Raw genomic sequence first — 16843 nt, forward strand, 5'->3', positions numbered from 1 at the left:
CCCACGCGGGAGAAACACAGCTATGTATCCGCGTCAAAAGCAGCCGTTATAAACGGCTGCTTTTTTGGTGCATGCTCCATGCGTGCCGCGCCGGCATCGCAATCGCAGGGAATACGGCATGCCACCAACGGACCCATAAGCGCAGGGTGGGCGACTATGCTGCATCGAAACCGCAAATGCGGAGCACACGGCAATCTGTCAAGAAAAGCAAGGCGCGGCATCCCCGCTGGCCGCCACTCCGCAAAAAAGGCGGGAGACCCTTGGGCCTCCCGCCTTTTTATTCTCTTTAGTCTCCCATGCTGATACCCAAATCCCGGGCCGACTGGACGATCTCGCTGTCTTTCGGCACCATTTTGAGCTTTCCGGCCACCTCGGTTAAGGGCACTGGGACGATTTTGCCGTCCTTGAGGGCCACCATATTACCGAAGTTGCCGTCTTTGATGAGCTGGGCCGCCGCCGTACCCAAGCGGGTGGAGAGCACCCGGTCATAGGCGCAGGGACTGCCGCCCCGCTGGAAATGTCCGGGAATCGTGACCCGGATTTCCTGGCCGGTCTTCTCTCCCAGCTCCCGGGCCAGGCGGTAGGAAATGGAGGGCTCGAGCATCTGGGCCCGGGCGGCCTTAAACTCCTTTTTGCTCATCTTGGCCTCCTCCACCGACTTGGCCCCTTCGGCCACCGCCAGGATGGAGAAGCGCTTGCCCGATTGGTTGCGGTCCTTGATCACCTTGGCCACCTTATCCACACTGTACGGAATCTCGGGAATCAGGATGACGTCGGCGCCGCCCGCGATGCCCGCGTAGAGGGTGAGCCATCCCACCTTATGGCCCATGATCTCCACGATGAAGACACGGCCGTGGGAGGTAGCGGTGGTGTGGATGCAGTCGACCACATTGGTGGCGATGTTGACCGCGCTCTGGAAGCCGAAGGTAGCGTCGGTGCCCCACAGGTCGTTGTCGATGGTCTTGGGCAAGGTGACCACGTTGATGCCCTCCTGGCTGAGGAGGTTGGCGGTCTTGTGGGTGCCGTTGCCGCCCAGAATGACCAAGCAGTCAAACTTCATCTTCCGGCAGGTTTCCTTCATCTTGTCTAGTTTCTGGACATTGTTTTCGTCCGGCACCTGCATGAGCTTGAAGGGCTGGCGGGAGGTGCCCAGGATGGTGCCGCCCCGGATGAGTATGCCGGAGAAATCCGACGGCTTCATCAGCTGGCAGTCCCCCTCAATCAGCCCCCGGTATCCGTCCCGGATGCCGTAGATCTCTACGTCCTTTCCCAGCTCATGATACAAGGCTTTGGCCACGCCCCGCAGCGCCGCGTTGAGTCCCTGGCAGTCTCCGCCGCTTGTCAGCATTCCTATCTTTTTCATGGAATCCATCCTTTCTCTTTCCAAACTCTCCCGGTAACCGCTGAGCGGTCAGGCCGTGGGCCGGAATATCCTCTTGTTTTCAGTATAAGGGATACCGCGGCGAAAGGCAACCGAAAAACTCCCTTTGGGCCGGGAAATCCTCCTTTTTCATTGTGCCCCTTCCCGCCCGCTCTAAACCATCCAGAAAGACGCGGGAGCCGAAAGTCTATCGCTCCGTTGCAACCCCAATGCCCCAAAGCGAAAAAGCGCCCGCGGAAACGAATCATCCGCGGGCGCTTTACCCGGTGAGCTGCTCTCTTAAGCAGCCCAAAATCTTCTTTTCCCGCCGGGAGACCTGCACCTGGGTCATTCCCAGCACCTTGGCCACCTCGGTCTGGGTCTTACCGCCGAAGTAGCGCATGACAATCAGCCTTCGGTCCCGCTCGTCGAGGGTGGTAATCACCTCCCGCAGAGAGAGCAGATCAGCCACATTTTCCTCGTGGGAGGAAACGGGGATGTCGAACTGTCCGCCCCCCTCGTCGTCGTTTTCGGTCAGCGAGATGGGGGGCTGGGCGGCTCCCACGGCCTCCACCACGGCGGACACATCCACTTGCAAATTTTCCGCCAGCTCGTTGACGGTGGGCTCCCGCCCCAGCCGGATGGCCATCTGCTCCCGGGTCCTGACGCATTTGAGGGAGAGCTCCTTGAGGGTGCGCCCCACCTTGACGCTGCCGCCGTCCCGGAAGAGGCGCTTCATCTCCCCCAGGATGACCGGCACCGCGTAGGTGGAAAACTTGACGCCACGCTCGGTGTCGAAGGCGTCGGCCGCTTTGATGAGTCCCATACAACCGGCCTGGAATAGGTCGTCGTACTCGATGCCCCGCCCTTTGAAGCGATGGGCGCAGGAATGAACCAGGCCCAGATTATTTTCAATCACCTGTTCCCGGGAAGTTTCCTGAGTTTTCAAATTCATGCCCCCTGTCCAAGATTATGTAGAGGCTCATCTGGCCCTTTGCTCGATCTTCTTGGTCAGAGTGACAATGGTCCCTTTTCCCAGGGTGGAACGGACCGTGACCTTGTCCATAAACGACTCCATGACGGAGAATCCCAGTCCCGCCCGCTCGTCCCCTTGGGCTGTCGTGAAGAGGGGCTCCATGGCCTGCTTGACGTCCGCGATACCGCAGCCCCGATCCCGAATCTTCACCATGAATACGCCGCCCTCTAAAATGCGCGCTTCCAGGGTGATCATGCCGATTTCCCCGGCGTAGGCGTGGACGATGCAGTTGGTCACCGCCTCGCTTACCGCCGTCTTGATGTCGGCGATTTCCGCCACCGTTGGATCCAGCTGCGCCGCAAAGGACGCCACCGCCGACCGGGCGAAGCCTTCGTTGACGGATTTGCTGGGAATTTTCAGTCTCATTTCATTGATGATGTTCATCCTTCGCTCTCCTCCTCTATTGTTCGTCGTCCATCCGAGCCACACGGTGCAGTCCCGCGATCTGCATCACCTTGCGGATGTTCCCCTTGGCCCCCTGGATTTTGACCTCCCCGCCAAAGGACTTCATCAGCCGCACCCGGCCCATGACCAGTCCGATGCCGGAGCTATCCATAAAACTGACGTCGGAAAAATCTAGAATCAGGGTGCCCGGACGCACCCGCTCCGCCACCGTGTCGATCTCCTCCCGCATGGCCTTGGCCGAATGATGGTCGATTTCCCCGATGAGGAACACCATCATCAGTTCCTGCGCCGTTTCAATTCTCAACATTTTTTCTTCCTTCCCTTCTTCCGCGCCTACCGACGAGGTTGACACGTTCTAGGCTTGTTCGAGTCATTGCCGCGGCACTCGCGTTCAGGCTTCCAACTCACCGCAACGCGGCATCCCGCACCGGAAGGTGCCGCGGCCTCGGCCTGTTCGCAACACCGCCGTGCCACAGCGCGAATCGCCTGCGGCAGCTTGCCGCCCGCGCCTGCCGGCGGGGGACGACGCGTTCTAGGCTTGTTCGAGTCATTGCCGCCGCGGCACTCGCGTTCAGGCTTCCACCTCACCACAGCGCGGCATCCCGCACCGGGAGGTGCCGGAGGCGCGCGAAATCCGATACCATATGTCTCTATGGTATCGGATTTCTCCTAAAATATTGGTCGAAGCCGGTGCGCGGTTCCGATGTTCTTTTAGCGTTTTTGCAGGAGGGCTGTCATCTTTTCCCGCATGGAGGTCGCAAGGTAGAGGGAACCGCAGATGAACAGGACGTCCTCCTCCCCCATTCCCTCCATGGCATAGGCAATCGCGGCGTCGTAATCCTCAAAGGCCGCCGTCTCGGGGACATAGACCCGAGCAAGCTCTGCCAGCACCGCCGGATCGAGGGCCCGGCCGTTTTCCGGGCGGATGGTGGCCAAACGCCGGCAATACGGGGCGATGAGCGCCACCGAGGCCCGATAATCCTTGTCGGAAAGCATCCCCATGATGACCCGGATGTCTTTGTGGTCCAGGGACGCCATGACCTTTTCCAGCGCCTGCATACCGGACAGGTTATGGGCCCCGTCCAGGACGATGAGGGGGCGCTCGCAGAGTACCTCCATCCGGGCCGGGAACCGCACCGACGCAAGTCCCTCCACGATGGCGGCGTCCGGGACGGCGTACCCTCTCTCCCGCAGGGCCAGGAGGGTCTCCACGGCAGTGACGGCGTTGGCGATCTGGTGGCGTCCCGCCATCCGCAGTCGAAGCGCCAGCCCCCGGTAGCGAAACCGAGAGCCCAGCATGGTCTCTTCCCCGATGTCCGCCCCGGCGAAATTCCCCATGATGAGCGGGTTACCCCGCTTTGCGGCGTGCTCCATGATGACCGCCAGGGCCTCCGGCTCCTGGAGGGGGTAGCAGACGGTGACGCCGCCGGGTTTGATGATGCCGCACTTTTCCATGGCGATCTGGGCGAGGGTGTCCCCCAGCACGTCGGTGTGGTCGAGGCTGATGGAGCAGATCACCGACGCTTCCGGGACGCCGATGACATTGGTGGCGTCAAAGCGGCCGCCCAGCCCCACTTCCAGGCAGACGATGTCGCAGCCCCGCTCATAATACCAGAGGAAAGCCGCCGCCGTGATGGCTTCAAACTCGGTGATGATTTCATCCCGGGCGGCCATCTCCTCGATCTGGGGCCGCACCCGGTCCATGAGGGCGCACAGCTCCTCCTCCGTGATCATGGCCCCGTTTATCTGCATCCGCTCCCTAAACTCCACCACATAGGGGGAGATATAGAGTCCCGTCCGGTATCCCGCCCGCTGTAAGGCCGCGGCAATCATGCAGGTGGTGGAACCCTTGCCGTTGGTTCCGGCCACGTGGACGAATTTGAGCTTCTCCTGGGGATTGCCCAGCCTTTTTAACAGGGTGCGGATTCTCTCCAACCCCGGCCGGGAGCCAAACCGGAGCAGAGAGTGGATGTGGTCCAGTGTTTCCTGATAAGTCGTCATGGTTTCTCCTTAGAAAAAACAGGCCGGTTCAGTAACCGGCCTGTCGCTTTTATTTTTCCAAAGCCTGCAGGCTTTCTTCGATCTTTGCAAGGCGCTCTTTGGATTTTTCCAGCTTCTGACGAATCTGGTTGACCACCTGTTCCGGCGCTTTGGAGACAAAGTTCTGGTTTTGGAGCTTCTGCTCGTTCATGGCAATCTCCTTTTCGCAGGAGGCCTTTTCCTTACTCAGTCTCGCCTTCTCCTTCTCCTTGTCCACCAGCTCATCCATGGGGATGAGCGCGCGGGCGGCGTCGGTGATGACCTGCACGGCGCCCTCCACCTGGAAGGACTCGGCCACTTCCACGTCGGAGGCGGAGGCCAGCCGCTCCATAAACAGCTTGCCCTGGGTGAAGATGTCCACGAATTTCGTCTCGATGAAGACCCGGGCCTTCTTCTTGGGCGGCACGTTCATCTGGGCGCGGCAGTTGCGGATGGCGCGGATCATGTCCATGATCTTCTGAAAGTCCTGCTCCTCTTTCTCGAAGTTAAGGGACTCTTCGTACACCGGCCAGGGAGCAACCATGATGCTCTCCCCCTCGTGGGGCAGGGCCTGCCAGATCTCCTCGGTGATGAAGGGCATGAACGGATGCAGCAGCTTCAGAATCCCGTTCATGACGTAGACCAAGACCTTTTGAGCGCCGAGCGCCGTCTCCCCGCCCGCCTGAAGCCGGGTTTTGGTCAGCTCGATATACCAGTCGCAGAAGATGTCCCAGACAAAATCATAGAGCTTCTGGACCGCGATGCCAAGCTCGAATTTATCCAGATTATCGGTGACCTCTTTCACCAGATGGTTATAGATCGAAAGGACCCATTTGTCCTCGATGCCAAGCTCTTTCGGGAGCTCCGGCTTTGTGATCTCATCGCTCAGGTTCATGAGGATGAATCGGGAGGCGTTCCACAGCTTATTGGCAAAGTTGCGGCTGGCGCTGACCTTCTCGTCGGAGAAGCGCATGTCGTTGCCGGGGCTGTTGCCGGTGGCCAACGTAAAGCGCAGGGCGTCCGCGCCGTACTCGTCGATCACCTTGAGCGGGTCGATGCCGTTGCCCAGGGATTTGCTCATCTTGCGCCCCTGGGCGTCGCGGATGAGGCCATGGATGAGGACAGTCTTAAAGGGGACCTCCCCCATGTGCTCCAGTCCCGAGAAAATCATCCGGGCCACCCAGAAGAAGATGATGTCGTAGCCGGTGACCAAGGTGTCGGTGGGATAGAAGTATTTGAGTTCCTCCGTTTCCTCGGGCCAGCCCAGGGTGGAGAAGGGCCACAGGGCGGAACTAAACCAGGTGTCCAGGGTGTCCGGGTCCTGGGTCAGGTGGGCGCTGCCGCATTTGGGGCAGACCTTAGGCGCCTCCATGGCGACCACGGTCTCCCCGCAGTCGTCGCAGTACCAGGCGGGAATCCGGTGTCCCCACCAAAGCTGACGGGAGATACACCAATCCTTGATGTTCTCCATCCAGTGATAATAAATCTTGTCAAAACGCTCGGGCACGAACTTGGTCTTGCCCTCCTTGACCGCCTCGATGGCGGGCTTGGCCAGCGGTTCCATTTTAACAAACCACTGCTTGGAGACTCTCGGCTCCACCGTGGTGTGGCAGCGGTAGCAGGAGCCCACGTTGTGGGCGTGGTCCTCCACCCGCACGAGGAACCCCTGCTCGTCGAGGGCCTTGACGATCCGCTTTCTCGCCTCATAGCGGTCGAGCCCCGCGTACTCGCCGGCGTTTTCATTCATGGTGGCGTCGTCGTTCATGATATTGATGACGGGCAGGCTGTGTCTGAGCCCCACTTCGAAGTCGTTGGGGTCGTGGGCCGGGGTGATCTTGACTACGCCGGTACCGAAATCCATCTCCACGTAGCTGTCGGCCACAATGGGGATTTCTCTATCGGTCAGCGGCAGTTTCACCATCTTGCCCACCAGGTGCTGATACCGTTCGTCGTCGGGATGGACCGCCACGGCGGTATCGCCCAGCATGGTTTCCGGCCGGGTGGTGGCAAGCTCCACATAGTCGTCGGTACCCACAATGGGGTAGCGCAGGTGCCAGAAGTGACCCGCCTGCTCCTCATATTCCACCTCGGCGTCCGAGATGGAAGTCAGACAGTGGGGACACCAGTTGATGATGCGCTCGCCCTGGTAGATGAGCCCCTTTTCATAGAGCTTAACAAATACGGTTTTCACCGCTTCCGAGCAGCCCTCGTCCAGGGTGAAGCGTTCCCGCTCCCAGTCGCAGGAGGAGCCCAGCTTTTTAAGCTGTTCGACGATGGTGCCGCCGTACTGTTTCTTCCATTCCCAGGCCCGCTCCAGGAATCCTTCCCGGCCCAGGTCCTCCTTGGTGATGCCCTCTTTTTTCATGGCCTCCACGATCTTGGCCTCGGTGGCGATGGAAGCGTGGTCGGTGCCCGGCATCCAGAGGGTGGAATAGCCCTGCATCCGGCGGTAGCGGATGAGGATGTCCTGGAGCGTCTCGTCCAGGGCATGTCCCATGTGGAGGACGCCGGTGATGTTGGGCGGCGGGATGACGATGGTATATGGTTTCTTGTCGTGATCCACCTCGGCGTGAAAATACCCGCCGTCAAGCCAAAAGGCGTAGGTTTTGTCCTCCACCTGCTTGGGATCATACACTTTGCTCAGTTCCTTTGCCATGTTGATGATTCCCTCCCATTTACTCGCCGGAAAACCGGCTTCCCCTTATAAAAACGCGCGTCCTCTCCGGATGCGCAGGGTCGTGCCCGCACCGGCCCGCACTCATCGGGCCTCTGCTGTTTTTCATTCCGCAACGGACCGCTTTTCTGACGAATCCACGCCCTCTTGCGAGAAAAAACACTAAGTTATATTATCCCTTACTCCTCATCCTGTGTCAAGTAAAAAAACACCTACCGGTGGGGATAACGCGATTCAGGTTCTATTCACAACACTGCCGCGTCACCCGCGTTACAGTCTCGTACGCGCCGCAGCGCGGTATCCCGCACCGGCGGTCCCTACCGGGACAGGATGACGCGCCCTTGATTTCTTCCGCAACACTGCCGCGTCACTCGCGTTGCGGTCTCGTACAGGCCGCAGCGCGGTATCCCGCACCGGCAGGTGCCCCGCACCGGCAGGCGCCGTCAGAAAAAAGCGGGCGGAGGAAACTCCCTCCGCCCGCCGGCTCGTCCGTTTATTTTACCATGGTTCTCCACAGGCCGTGGAGGTTGCAATAGGCATAGACGGAAACAGGTTTGTCGTCCACCACCGTAAACTCGGCCTGGGGCGCCGCGTCATGGCTAAGGCCCTTGCGCTGGCCGCCGTGCTTGGTCTCCAGGTAAATCCACTGGATGGAGTGTTCCTCGCTCATGGGATGATGGGTGCTGCCCACATCCACCGAGACCTTGTCCCCTTCCACCTTGACCACCGGCAGGTGCTTCTCCCCCGCCGCCTCGGTGGAATTGGCCTCGAGCTCCTGCATGGGCTCCCCGCAGCAGATGATGGGAACCCCGGCGTTGTGAATCATACCCACCAGGTTGCCGCAGTGCTTGCAGATGAAAAACTTCTGATCGTGTTGTGCCATGTTTGTCTCTCCTTTCGTTTTCTCGCTTTAGGACAACATATCCATGATTTGTGCCTTACTTTGCGCGCCCACCGCGTTTTTAACGACCTTCCCGTCCCGCAGGACTAAAAGGGTGGGGATGCTCATCACGCCGTAGCGGGCGGCAAGCTCAGGCTCATCGTCTACATTGACTTTGCCCACCTTGACCCGCTCCCCGACTTCACCGGCCACCTCGTCGATGATGGGTCCCACCATCCGGCAGGGTCCGCACCAGGGGGCCCAGAAATCGACGAGCACCGTCTTCTGGGAATGGAGGACTTCTTTTTCAAAATTTTCTTTGGTAAAGGTCTGTACGTTCATGGCTCCTACTCCTTTGTCTGACAGTTTCTAGGAGTTAGTATGCCCGTTATCCCTCCAGTTTTTCACTGGTTTTTCTTTTCTTCTTCGGGGGAGTCCGGCGTCTCGTCCAGCGCCTCCTGCAATAACTCCCGCAGCGGAGCCGATTTTAAGGGTCTGTTATCATCCGCCGGTCCGGCCGTTTCGGTCCGCTCCGGGTGCTTTTTGCTCCAGAGGATGAGCAGGACCAAGGCCGCCACACCGGCCAAAGATACCACCGCGCCGATGACCACCTCTTTGGGCAGGAAGGTCAGGGTGATTTGGTGGGTCCCGGCGGGCAGATCGCAGGCAAGCAGGGCGTCGAGCACCCGGTAGGTTTCCACCTTCTTGCCATCGACCTTGATCGTCCAGCCGTCCTCATAGGGGATGGAGGTGTAGAGCACCATATCTTCCGCCGCCTCCACGGTGGCGGTGAGCTTGGTCTCGCTCTTCTTTTCCACCGCGGCGTTTCTCGCTTTGAGCTCGTCCATGGCCTGCTGGAACAGGGCCCGGTCGAAGGTATAGAAATACGCATTCTTGAGATAGACTTCGCTCTCGGTCAGGGTCATGGTCAGCTTGACCCGCTCCCCGGCGGTAAACTCGCCCATCTTCATGACGTGGTAGGTCTCGTTGTCAAAGAAGGTGTCGAGCCAAGCGTCGTTGACCCAGAGGTTCACTTTGCGCTCATAATTGGAGGGGAAATAGCAGTAGAGCTCCCCGTCGATGGCGCCCTGGACGGTGTAGTCCACCTGGGCGGTGACGCCCTCAGTCAGAGGGGAATACTTGATATGGTCCTCCGCCTGCTCCTCCTTGACGTTGACAAGGTCAGTGTTTTCGATCTGGGCCGGGTGGAAGAACTCCCGATACTCGCCGCCCACAAGGGCGCTGAGCAGCTCATTTTGCAGCTCGAAGGGGTTGTCGTTGTCCACGCTCACCCCTTTGACGGCCGCGTTGGAGGGGAAGACAATGGGCAAGGCGTTGGGGTTTTCATAGACGCCGATGCCATTTTCCTCCAGCACCAAGCTGTATGGCTTATCGATGGTGCCTTTGTCCATCACGTATTTGATGCCGAAGAGGGCGTCCACCACCTCGGTGGCGCCCAAATATTTGGTCCAGTGGCCCCGGGCGCTGACGCCTAGGCGCTCGATCATGGTGATGTTCTTCTCATTGAGGGAGGAGCTGGAATGGGACATGCCGTAAAGGCCCAGGGCCATATTGTCGTTGACCATCCGGGTGAAGTTTTTCTCACTGCGGTAAAAACTCGTATCCATGGCCTTGAGCTTGTCCACCACCGGCTGGAGCGGGTCCATGAACTCCCGGTAGGAGGTGCGGGTGGAATAGACGATGTCCTTGTCCTGGGCCTTGATGGTGTTCCAGGCCGAGGCGCCCATCTCCATGAACACGGTGAAAGCCAGCACCGCCGGCACGATGTTCTCCGCCTTGTCCTTGTGCTGCAGCGCCAGCATCCCCACATAGATGGTGGCGCAGATAACCGCCAGCCAGATGGAGTTTTCGGGGGAGATATACTCGAAGGCGAAGTGATCGACGAGGGCGACGAGGAAGAGAAGCCCCGCATAGCACTTGATGAGGCTTGCAAAAGACACCTCTCGGATCCTCTCAAAGGCCTCGCATGCGAAGACGAGGAGCAGGAAGCAGAACATGAACGAGTAGCGGTAGTTGAGCCAGTTGGGGACGGCAAAGCCGTGCCACACAAGGTCGATGGTCCGCACGTTCATGGAGATAAACATCACCGCCAGGATACCGGCGGAGAGCAGCCTGCGCCGGAGGGAAATCTTCTTGTTGAGGAAGTAAAGCGGCAGGAGCAGCAGCGTCAGCACGCCGCAGTAGATCATGGGCAGGCCCTCCGGGCGCAGGGTGTCGTAGGAGGAGGGCAGGAGTTTGGAGAAAAACTGGAAGAAATCAAACTGGGAGAGGGGGGAGAAATTGGGGTCGGAGAAATTGAGTTTCCCCAGGCGCAGCGAATACATGGTGGGCAGCAAAATGATGGCCGCGATGGCCGCCGCGATGGCCGCGCACAAAAGAAACCAGCCCAATTTTCCAAGAAAGCGGCGGAAGGAAGGCCCTTCCTCCCGGCTGAAGACGTAGTAGAGGAAATAGAGGAAGCTAAAAATGCCCACCATATAGCCGATGTAGTAGTTTGCCAAGAAGCACAGAGCCAGCGGAATGATGAACAGGGCGAACTTGCGCTTCTCGCACAGCTTCTCGATGCCCCAGATGATGAGCGGCAGGGCGATGAGCCCGTCGAGCCACATGATGTTGTTGGCTTCCGCCACCACATAGGCCATGGTGGCATAGAGGAAGGAAAAGAGCAGGGTGGAAATCCGGGAGGTCTTCTTCCCCCGATCTAAGTAGATGGCCATGGCCAACCCGCAGGAGCCGATCTTTAAAAGCGTCATGGCCAGGATGGCCTCGGTGATCATGGCCTTGGGGAATAGGAGTGTCAGGAAGCTGAAGGGGCTGGCCAGGTAGTAGGAATAAAGCCCCAGCATCTCCCCGCCCAGAGAACGGGTCCAAGAGTAAAGCAGGCCGTCGCCGCCCAGCAGCGCGTCCCGCATGTGCTCGAAGTAATAGACATACTGGCCGTTGAGATCGAGCACTAAAAGGGAATTCTGCCCGAAGGGAAAGACGTTAAAGAGGGCGTACACCGTCCACATGACGAGGATGGGGATAAGAAACGCGGCCGCGAAATGGCCCTTGTCCTGCAATGGGTTTTTGAGCTTATGATGCTGCACGGATGAAGTCCTCCTAATCTTTTGTGATATCTTTTTGCCCTTTGCCATCGGTGGTTTCCTGTATGATGTACCGGGGCCGGAACTTGACCTCGTCGTAAATGCGGGCAATGTAGTAGCCGATGACGCCGAGGCTAAACATGATGATGCTCCCGATGAGCAGGAGCAGCAGAATCACCGTGGGGAAGCCCGCTTCCGCGTGGCCGATGAGCTTGCTGACGAGGGTCTGCACCCCCAAAATCACGGCGAAGATAAAGAATAAAAAGCCGCAGATGGTCACCGCCTGCATGGGAGCGGTGGAAAAGGACGAGATGGAACGCATGGCGTAGCGGAAGAGCTGTCCCACCGACCATTTAGACGTGCCCGCGTTGCGGGGCGGCACCTCAAAATAGACGATGGCCGTGCGGTATCCCACCCAGCTTGAGAGGGCCCGGAAGAAGGTCTGGCGCTCGGGCATGGCGTTTAAGGCGTCCACCACTTCCCGGCTCATCAGCTTAAAGTCTGAGCAGTTCTCCAAGTCGATCTTGCCCACCGCTTTGAGGAGCCCATAAAACAGCTTGGAAAAGCCCTTGTAGAGGAAGTTTTCCTTTCCCCGGGAGGATTTTCTCGCTTCCACCACGTCCACGTCGTTTTTCTCCCAGATGCGATACATCTCCACCACCGTCTCAGGCGGGTGCTGCAAGTCGCAGTCCATGACCGCCACGCAGTCGCCCTTGGCCGCACGGAGCCCGGCGAAGATGGCCCCTTCCTTGCCGAAGTTGCGGGAGAAGCGCAATCCTCGCACCGCCGGGTCCTTGTCCGCTTCCTCTTGGATGCAGCCCCAGGTCCCGTCCGAGGAGCCGTCGTCGACGAAGATGAGTTCATACGCGATGCCCGCCGCTTTCATCCGTTCTTTGACGGCCGCGGCCGCGGCCGCCACATTTTCCTGTTCGTTGAAGGCCGGAACCACAAGAGATAACAGCGCCATGGTCATTCCTCCTTCCCCTTTTTAAAAATCCAGAGTTTAGAAAAAATATAGTTGAGGATGACCACCACAACCTGCGCCATAATCTTGACGATCACATCGTTCATGTGGCAGAAGTCCACCAGGACCACCAGCATGCCGGTGTCCACCACGCCGGAAAACAGCCGTGCCGCCACAAAGGAGACAAGCTCCCTTACAATGGCCCGCGGGGTCATGTCCCTGCTCTCAAAAACATAGAGCTTGTTGGTCACATAGGCAAAGAGCACCGACACCGCCCAGGCGGTGATATTGGACGCCACCATGGGAACGCCCAGCAGATTTTTAAGTCCCAAATAGACGACAAAGTTGACGACCGTCGTCAGCCCGCCAAAAAAGACGTAGAGTATGATTTCTTTGTACTTGACAAAGAGCGCTTTGATTTTTTCCATCATGTTGTTCTTCTCCCGGCCCTAAACTTGTCCACTGTTAAAGTGCCTGTTTTTCCCCGCATTTATCCGGATTTCCCTAAAAAACAGACGCTTTTCACAGAATACTCTTTTCATTTTAACATGACGGGGGGGGATGTCAAGGCAAAACCTGCAATTCCCGGGGGACGCGCCCCAACCGCCGCCGGGATGGACGCCTTCTCCGGCGCGGACGAAAAAAAGAGGGGCTCTTCCCCGCGCGCAAGGGCCGACGGCACGGCGCTGGGGATGGGCCTACGCGGTTGAGAGCGCGGCGGCTTTTGACGGCGTCTGGTCTGCCGCAGTCCCGGCGGGCATGGGAGTAAACGCCGCCCGAGACACGCCCAAAAAAGCACGGGATACGCTTGTCCTCGCCGGGGAACGGATATGGTACGGCGGGGACCTCATCGTGTCGTTCACATCCTCTTCCCGCCGCCCCACGGCTCCTGCGTCTCCTTTGGGCGAACCTCGCCTTATCCACAAGGCGCAATAAGGGCGCGGACCAAAAGTCCGCGCCCTTTAAAAACATCCCGTCTATAAGATGATACAGATGAGTCCCGAGCAGCCTTCGTTGATGATGCGCTCGATGGTTTCCTGCAAGCGGATGCGGGCTTCCCCCGGCATCCGGTAGAGCTTGTTGTGGAGCCCCTCGTTGACCAGCTCGTGGAGGGATTTTCCGAAAATGTTGGATTCCCAAATCTTTTTCGGATTCTCCTCAAACTCCTGGAGCAGGTACATGACCAACTCTTCCGACTGTTTCTCGCTGCCCACGATGGGGCTGACCTCGGTGGTGATGTCCGCCTTCATCATATGGATGGACGGCGCCGAAGCCTTCAGCCGGACCCCGTAGCGTCCGCCCTGCTTGACGATCTCCGGCTCCTCCAGGGAGAGCTCTTCCAGCGACGGCATGACGATGCCGTAACCGGTGGCCTCCACTTCCTCCAGAGCGCCTCTGATCTTGTCGTACTCCTTCTTGACCCGGGCGAGCTCGATCATGCAGGGCATGAGGCCCGCTTCCCCGTCGATATCCAGTCCCGTGGCCTCCCCCAGCACCTGATAGAACAGGGACGACTGCATGTGGACCCGCAATTTCGCCCGGCCCACGCCGTAGTCTAAGGAGGTGACCTCCGCCTCCACGATGTATTCGCACTCGCTGACGCTGGCAAACGCGCCCTTGACCGCGCTCATGTGGGTGATGCCCGCCGCGCAGTTCTGAATGGCGGCATAGGTGGCGGATTTGAGCCAGTGGTCCTTGGGAAGGGTGACCAGCCATTTGGGTATCTCTACTGAAATTTCCTTGACCGGGAATTCCTGCAAAATGGTGGAAAGGACTTCTTTGATATCGCTTTCGTCGATGTCCAGGCAGTTGACAGCGATGACCGGAACCCCGTATTTCTCTTGCATCTGCTCCCTCAGCTGCCGGGCCTGGGGGGTGTTGGGGTACATGCAGTTTAAGAGGATGACAAAGGGTTTGTCGATCTCTTTGAGCTCGTTAATGACCCGCTCCTCGGCCTCTTCATACTCGGCCCGGGGGATGTCGGAGATGCTGCCGTCGGTGGTGACCACCAGTCCGATGGTGGAGTGGTCGGTGATAACCTTCTGGGTGCCGATCTCAGCGGCCATATTGAAGGGAATCTCCTGCTCGAACCACGGGGTTTTCACCATCCGGGGCATTTCGTTTTCAATGTAGCCTAAGGAACTGGGGACGATAAAGCCCACACAGTCAATCAGGCGCACGCTCAGCTCGCCGGCGCCGTCCATGCTGATGGAGACGGCTTCCTCCGGGATGAATTTGGGTTCGGTGGTCATGATGGTCTTCCCCGCCGCCGATTGGGGCAGCTCATCCACCGCCCGCTCCCGGCGGAAATCGCTGTCGATGTTCGGGATGACCAAGGTCTCCATAAAACGCTTAATAAAGGTCGATTTTCCGCTTCGCACCGGACCTACGACGCCGACATAGATGTTTCCGTCTGTGCGCCGGGCGATATCTGTGTATATGTTACGGCTTTCCATGCCTTCAGTTCCCCCTTTAATTTTCACTTATCGCTGTTAGTCTAAAATCGGAATCAAGATCATGCCCCGCTTTTTAAGTTTCTCGTCTTCCAGGCTGTTTTCTTCCATCACCGCCTGAACCGAGGTATTGTAGCGCTTGGCAATGTCCCAGATATCTTCCGATTCATCTGCGTAGTAAATGGTCAGCGCGCTGTCGTCCGCCGGTTTTTCCTTCTCCCCGGCGACTTCGATATCGGTGAGCAGCTGCTGCTTCACCATATCATAGACACAGCCCATGAATTTTACGTCGCAGCGCACTTCCACTTTGCGGGGGCTTAAGGTATAAGCGCTGGAGAGAACCGCCGCGTCCAGTTCACACACGGGACTCATCGGTACATTCTGTTGGCTGATATTCTCGTTGACATCCGCCGCCCTTTCGATGTACACCGGTTCGTTCTGGGCGTTCATGGCAAACAGACACACCGTCAGCTTTGCCGAAACCGCCACGCATCCCTCGCCCGGTTTGCAGGAGATGATCTCCAGGCGTCCCCAAAGGTCCATGATGGCACTCAAATCCTCATCCAGGTCTAAGGAGGCCTTGACCAGGCTTTTCTCCGCGATGACGTCGGACAGCTGCATCATGGAGATGGGGCTAAAGGAGGGCTTCACCACGCTGGAGGTGGAGTAGGCGTCGCTGACCGCGGTGACGGTGTTCTGCCGGTAGGCTTTGGCCGTGACGCACAGGGTGACGTCGGCGTCGATAATTCTCGCCTCCCCGTCGATGTCCGACTGGGGCTGCATATCCCAGGAGATGGGCTCAAAGCGCACATCGCATTTGCAGTCCTCATCCACGCCGGGCATGTCGATGATCTGGCTGATGGGGATGGTGTTTTCCATCACCTGAGGCCTTGGGTCCTCTTCCGCCGCGTAGAGGGTATGAATCATCAACTCCCCCTTAGCGACGATCTTGCCGGTAATCACCTTGTAGTCGGTGGTATTGGCGCACAGTTCGCAGCGTATAATGGAAGCGATGGGGGGCTTCCCCTGGCTGAGCTCCAGCTCCTCCTCGATGGAGAATTGCCGGCTGACACAGCCCACCAAATCGGTGGCGTCAAAGGAGCGACGGCACAACTGGATGCCGCCGCCTTCGGCGTCCTCCATAAACTGCTCCTCCCTGGGAGCCGTCACCTTGACCATCAGGGAGACCGCGCCCCGCACATCCAGCCGCCGCTGGTTGACCGCGCGGCAGTTGGCGTAATCCACCCGGGGCCGTACCGTCACCACGGGGTTTTCCGCCGTTGTTTTTAAGTCACAGGACTTATTGAGATTGATTTTGTGCTCACAGCACCGGATCTGGGAATTGTCGGACAGATAGTACACCATCACATTGACAAAGCCGTCGATGGTCAACCGCTCCCCACCCACGTTGGTCTGCACGATCTTGGGGCAGATTTCGCATTTGAGGATGCGGAGGATATCCGGGTAGTAGTCCGCCAGCACAATGTCACATTCCAAGGACTGTTCCAGCGTTGTTTCTAAAACCACTTCATTTATGGTAACCGCCTGCTTCGTAACCTTCAAATCCATAAGGAAGCTCTCTCCTTTTTACTAGTCTTTTGGTTCCTACCACATCTATATGGCCCCCCTGTCCCAAATATGCAATCTGTTCGTCCAAAGAAAATGGAAAAAGGAATAATCCCCGGCGGGGATTATTCCTTTACAAATGGGCGCGCGGGAAGTGGCGCGGACAGCACCTTGTTTTCTCCTCCGCGCGTGCTTTGAGGCGGCGTGACCGCCGCGACTGTCCGGCATCCCCCACCGGCAGGTGGCCGCTCATGCCGCGGGGGCACATCCTTTCCCTTGCCGGAAAGGATGCAAAGGGCACAGCAAGGGGGACTCCCCCTTGCTAACAACCCCCAAGGATCGCGCTCTGGGTCTGCGGCGGATGACCGCCCTCCCTCCA

At 58.5% G+C, this 16843-nt stretch carries 13 protein-coding genes; all 13 read right to left on the reverse strand.

Annotation, left to right across the window (positions count from 1 at the left end; all coding sequences use genetic code 11):
* Window positions 1–286 precede the first annotated feature (286 nt).
* The gene (locus H8709_RS05180) at window positions 287–1363 is read right to left on the reverse strand and encodes a 6-phosphofructokinase (RefSeq protein ID WP_262397298.1); all 1077 of its coding nucleotides are present in this window, start codon (window positions 1361–1363) and stop codon (window positions 287–289) included.
* Window positions 1364–1640: 277 nt separating this feature from the next.
* Entirely contained in the window at window positions 1641–2309 is a 669-nt protein-coding gene (locus tag H8709_RS05185) for a sigma-70 family RNA polymerase sigma factor (protein WP_392391659.1), read from the reverse strand.
* Between the two features lie 33 nt (window positions 2310–2342).
* Window positions 2343–2780 (reverse strand): anti-sigma F factor, encoded by a 438-nt coding sequence (gene spoIIAB / locus H8709_RS05190; RefSeq protein ID WP_262397300.1) that lies wholly within the window; start codon window positions 2778–2780, stop codon window positions 2343–2345.
* Between the two features lie 16 nt (window positions 2781–2796).
* The gene (locus H8709_RS05195; protein WP_262397301.1) at window positions 2797–3108 is read right to left on the reverse strand and encodes an anti-sigma factor antagonist; all 312 of its coding nucleotides are present in this window, start codon (window positions 3106–3108) and stop codon (window positions 2797–2799) included.
* Window positions 3109–3512: 404 nt separating this feature from the next.
* Window positions 3513–4802 carry a bifunctional folylpolyglutamate synthase/dihydrofolate synthase gene (locus H8709_RS05200; protein ID WP_262397302.1) on the reverse strand — a complete coding sequence of 430 codons (1290 nt, stop codon included), beginning with the start codon at window positions 4800–4802 and terminating at the stop codon, window positions 3513–3515.
* 49 nt (window positions 4803–4851) lie between these two features.
* Window positions 4852–7476, reverse strand: a complete 2625-nt coding sequence (locus H8709_RS05205) for a valine--tRNA ligase (protein WP_262397303.1) — start codon at window positions 7474–7476, stop codon at window positions 4852–4854.
* A gap of 511 nt (window positions 7477–7987) precedes the next feature.
* Window positions 7988–8377 carry a desulfoferrodoxin family protein gene (locus tag H8709_RS05210; protein WP_262397304.1) on the reverse strand — a complete coding sequence of 130 codons (390 nt, stop codon included), beginning with the start codon at window positions 8375–8377 and terminating at the stop codon, window positions 7988–7990.
* Between the two features lie 27 nt (window positions 8378–8404).
* Window positions 8405–8716 (reverse strand): thioredoxin, encoded by a 312-nt coding sequence (gene trxA, locus H8709_RS05215; RefSeq protein ID WP_262397305.1) that lies wholly within the window; start codon window positions 8714–8716, stop codon window positions 8405–8407.
* Between the two features lie 62 nt (window positions 8717–8778).
* Window positions 8779–11484 (reverse strand): YfhO family protein, encoded by a 2706-nt coding sequence (locus tag H8709_RS05220; protein WP_262397306.1) that lies wholly within the window; start codon window positions 11482–11484, stop codon window positions 8779–8781.
* A 13-nt stretch (window positions 11485–11497) separates the two neighbouring features.
* Window positions 11498–12442 carry a glycosyltransferase family 2 protein gene (locus H8709_RS05225; protein ID WP_392391662.1) on the reverse strand — a complete coding sequence of 315 codons (945 nt, stop codon included), beginning with the start codon at window positions 12440–12442 and terminating at the stop codon, window positions 11498–11500.
* Window positions 12443–12450: 8 nt separating this feature from the next.
* Window positions 12451–12876 carry a GtrA family protein gene (locus tag H8709_RS05230; RefSeq protein WP_262397308.1) on the reverse strand — a complete coding sequence of 142 codons (426 nt, stop codon included), beginning with the start codon at window positions 12874–12876 and terminating at the stop codon, window positions 12451–12453.
* A 546-nt stretch (window positions 12877–13422) separates the two neighbouring features.
* Complete coding sequence (gene spoIVA, locus H8709_RS05235) at window positions 13423–14901, reverse strand: stage IV sporulation protein A (protein ID WP_262397309.1); 1479 nt, start codon at window positions 14899–14901, stop codon at window positions 13423–13425.
* Window positions 14902–14937: 36 nt separating this feature from the next.
* Complete coding sequence (locus H8709_RS05240) at window positions 14938–16461, reverse strand: DUF3794 and LysM peptidoglycan-binding domain-containing protein (protein WP_262397310.1); 1524 nt, start codon at window positions 16459–16461, stop codon at window positions 14938–14940.
* Between the last annotated feature and the right edge of the window lie 382 nt (window positions 16462–16843).

Origin of the sequence: Zongyangia hominis, assembly GCF_014385095.1 — a bacterium.
GTDB lineage: Bacteria > Bacillota > Clostridia > Oscillospirales > Ruminococcaceae > Zongyangia > Zongyangia hominis.

Coding starts and splice junctions, on each gene's coding strand:
- H8709_RS05180 (WP_262397298.1), bottom strand. CDS start 1,363: ATGAAAAAGATAGGAATGCTGACAAGCGGCGGAGACTGCCAGGGACTC.
- spoIIAB (WP_262397300.1), bottom strand. CDS start 2,780: ATGAACATCATCAATGAAATGAGACTGAAAATTCCCAGCAAATCCGTC.
- H8709_RS05195 (WP_262397301.1), bottom strand. CDS start 3,108: ATGTTGAGAATTGAAACGGCGCAGGAACTGATGATGGTGTTCCTCATC.
- H8709_RS05200 (WP_262397302.1), bottom strand. CDS start 4,802: ATGACGACTTATCAGGAAACACTGGACCACATCCACTCTCTGCTCCGG.
- H8709_RS05205 (WP_262397303.1), bottom strand. CDS start 7,476: ATGGCAAAGGAACTGAGCAAAGTGTATGATCCCAAGCAGGTGGAGGAC.
- H8709_RS05210 (WP_262397304.1), bottom strand. CDS start 8,377: ATGGCACAACACGATCAGAAGTTTTTCATCTGCAAGCACTGCGGCAAC.
- trxA (WP_262397305.1), bottom strand. CDS start 8,716: ATGAACGTACAGACCTTTACCAAAGAAAATTTTGAAAAAGAAGTCCTC.
- H8709_RS05230 (WP_262397308.1), bottom strand. CDS start 12,876: ATGATGGAAAAAATCAAAGCGCTCTTTGTCAAGTACAAAGAAATCATA.
- spoIVA (WP_262397309.1), bottom strand. CDS start 14,901: ATGGAAAGCCGTAACATATACACAGATATCGCCCGGCGCACAGACGGA.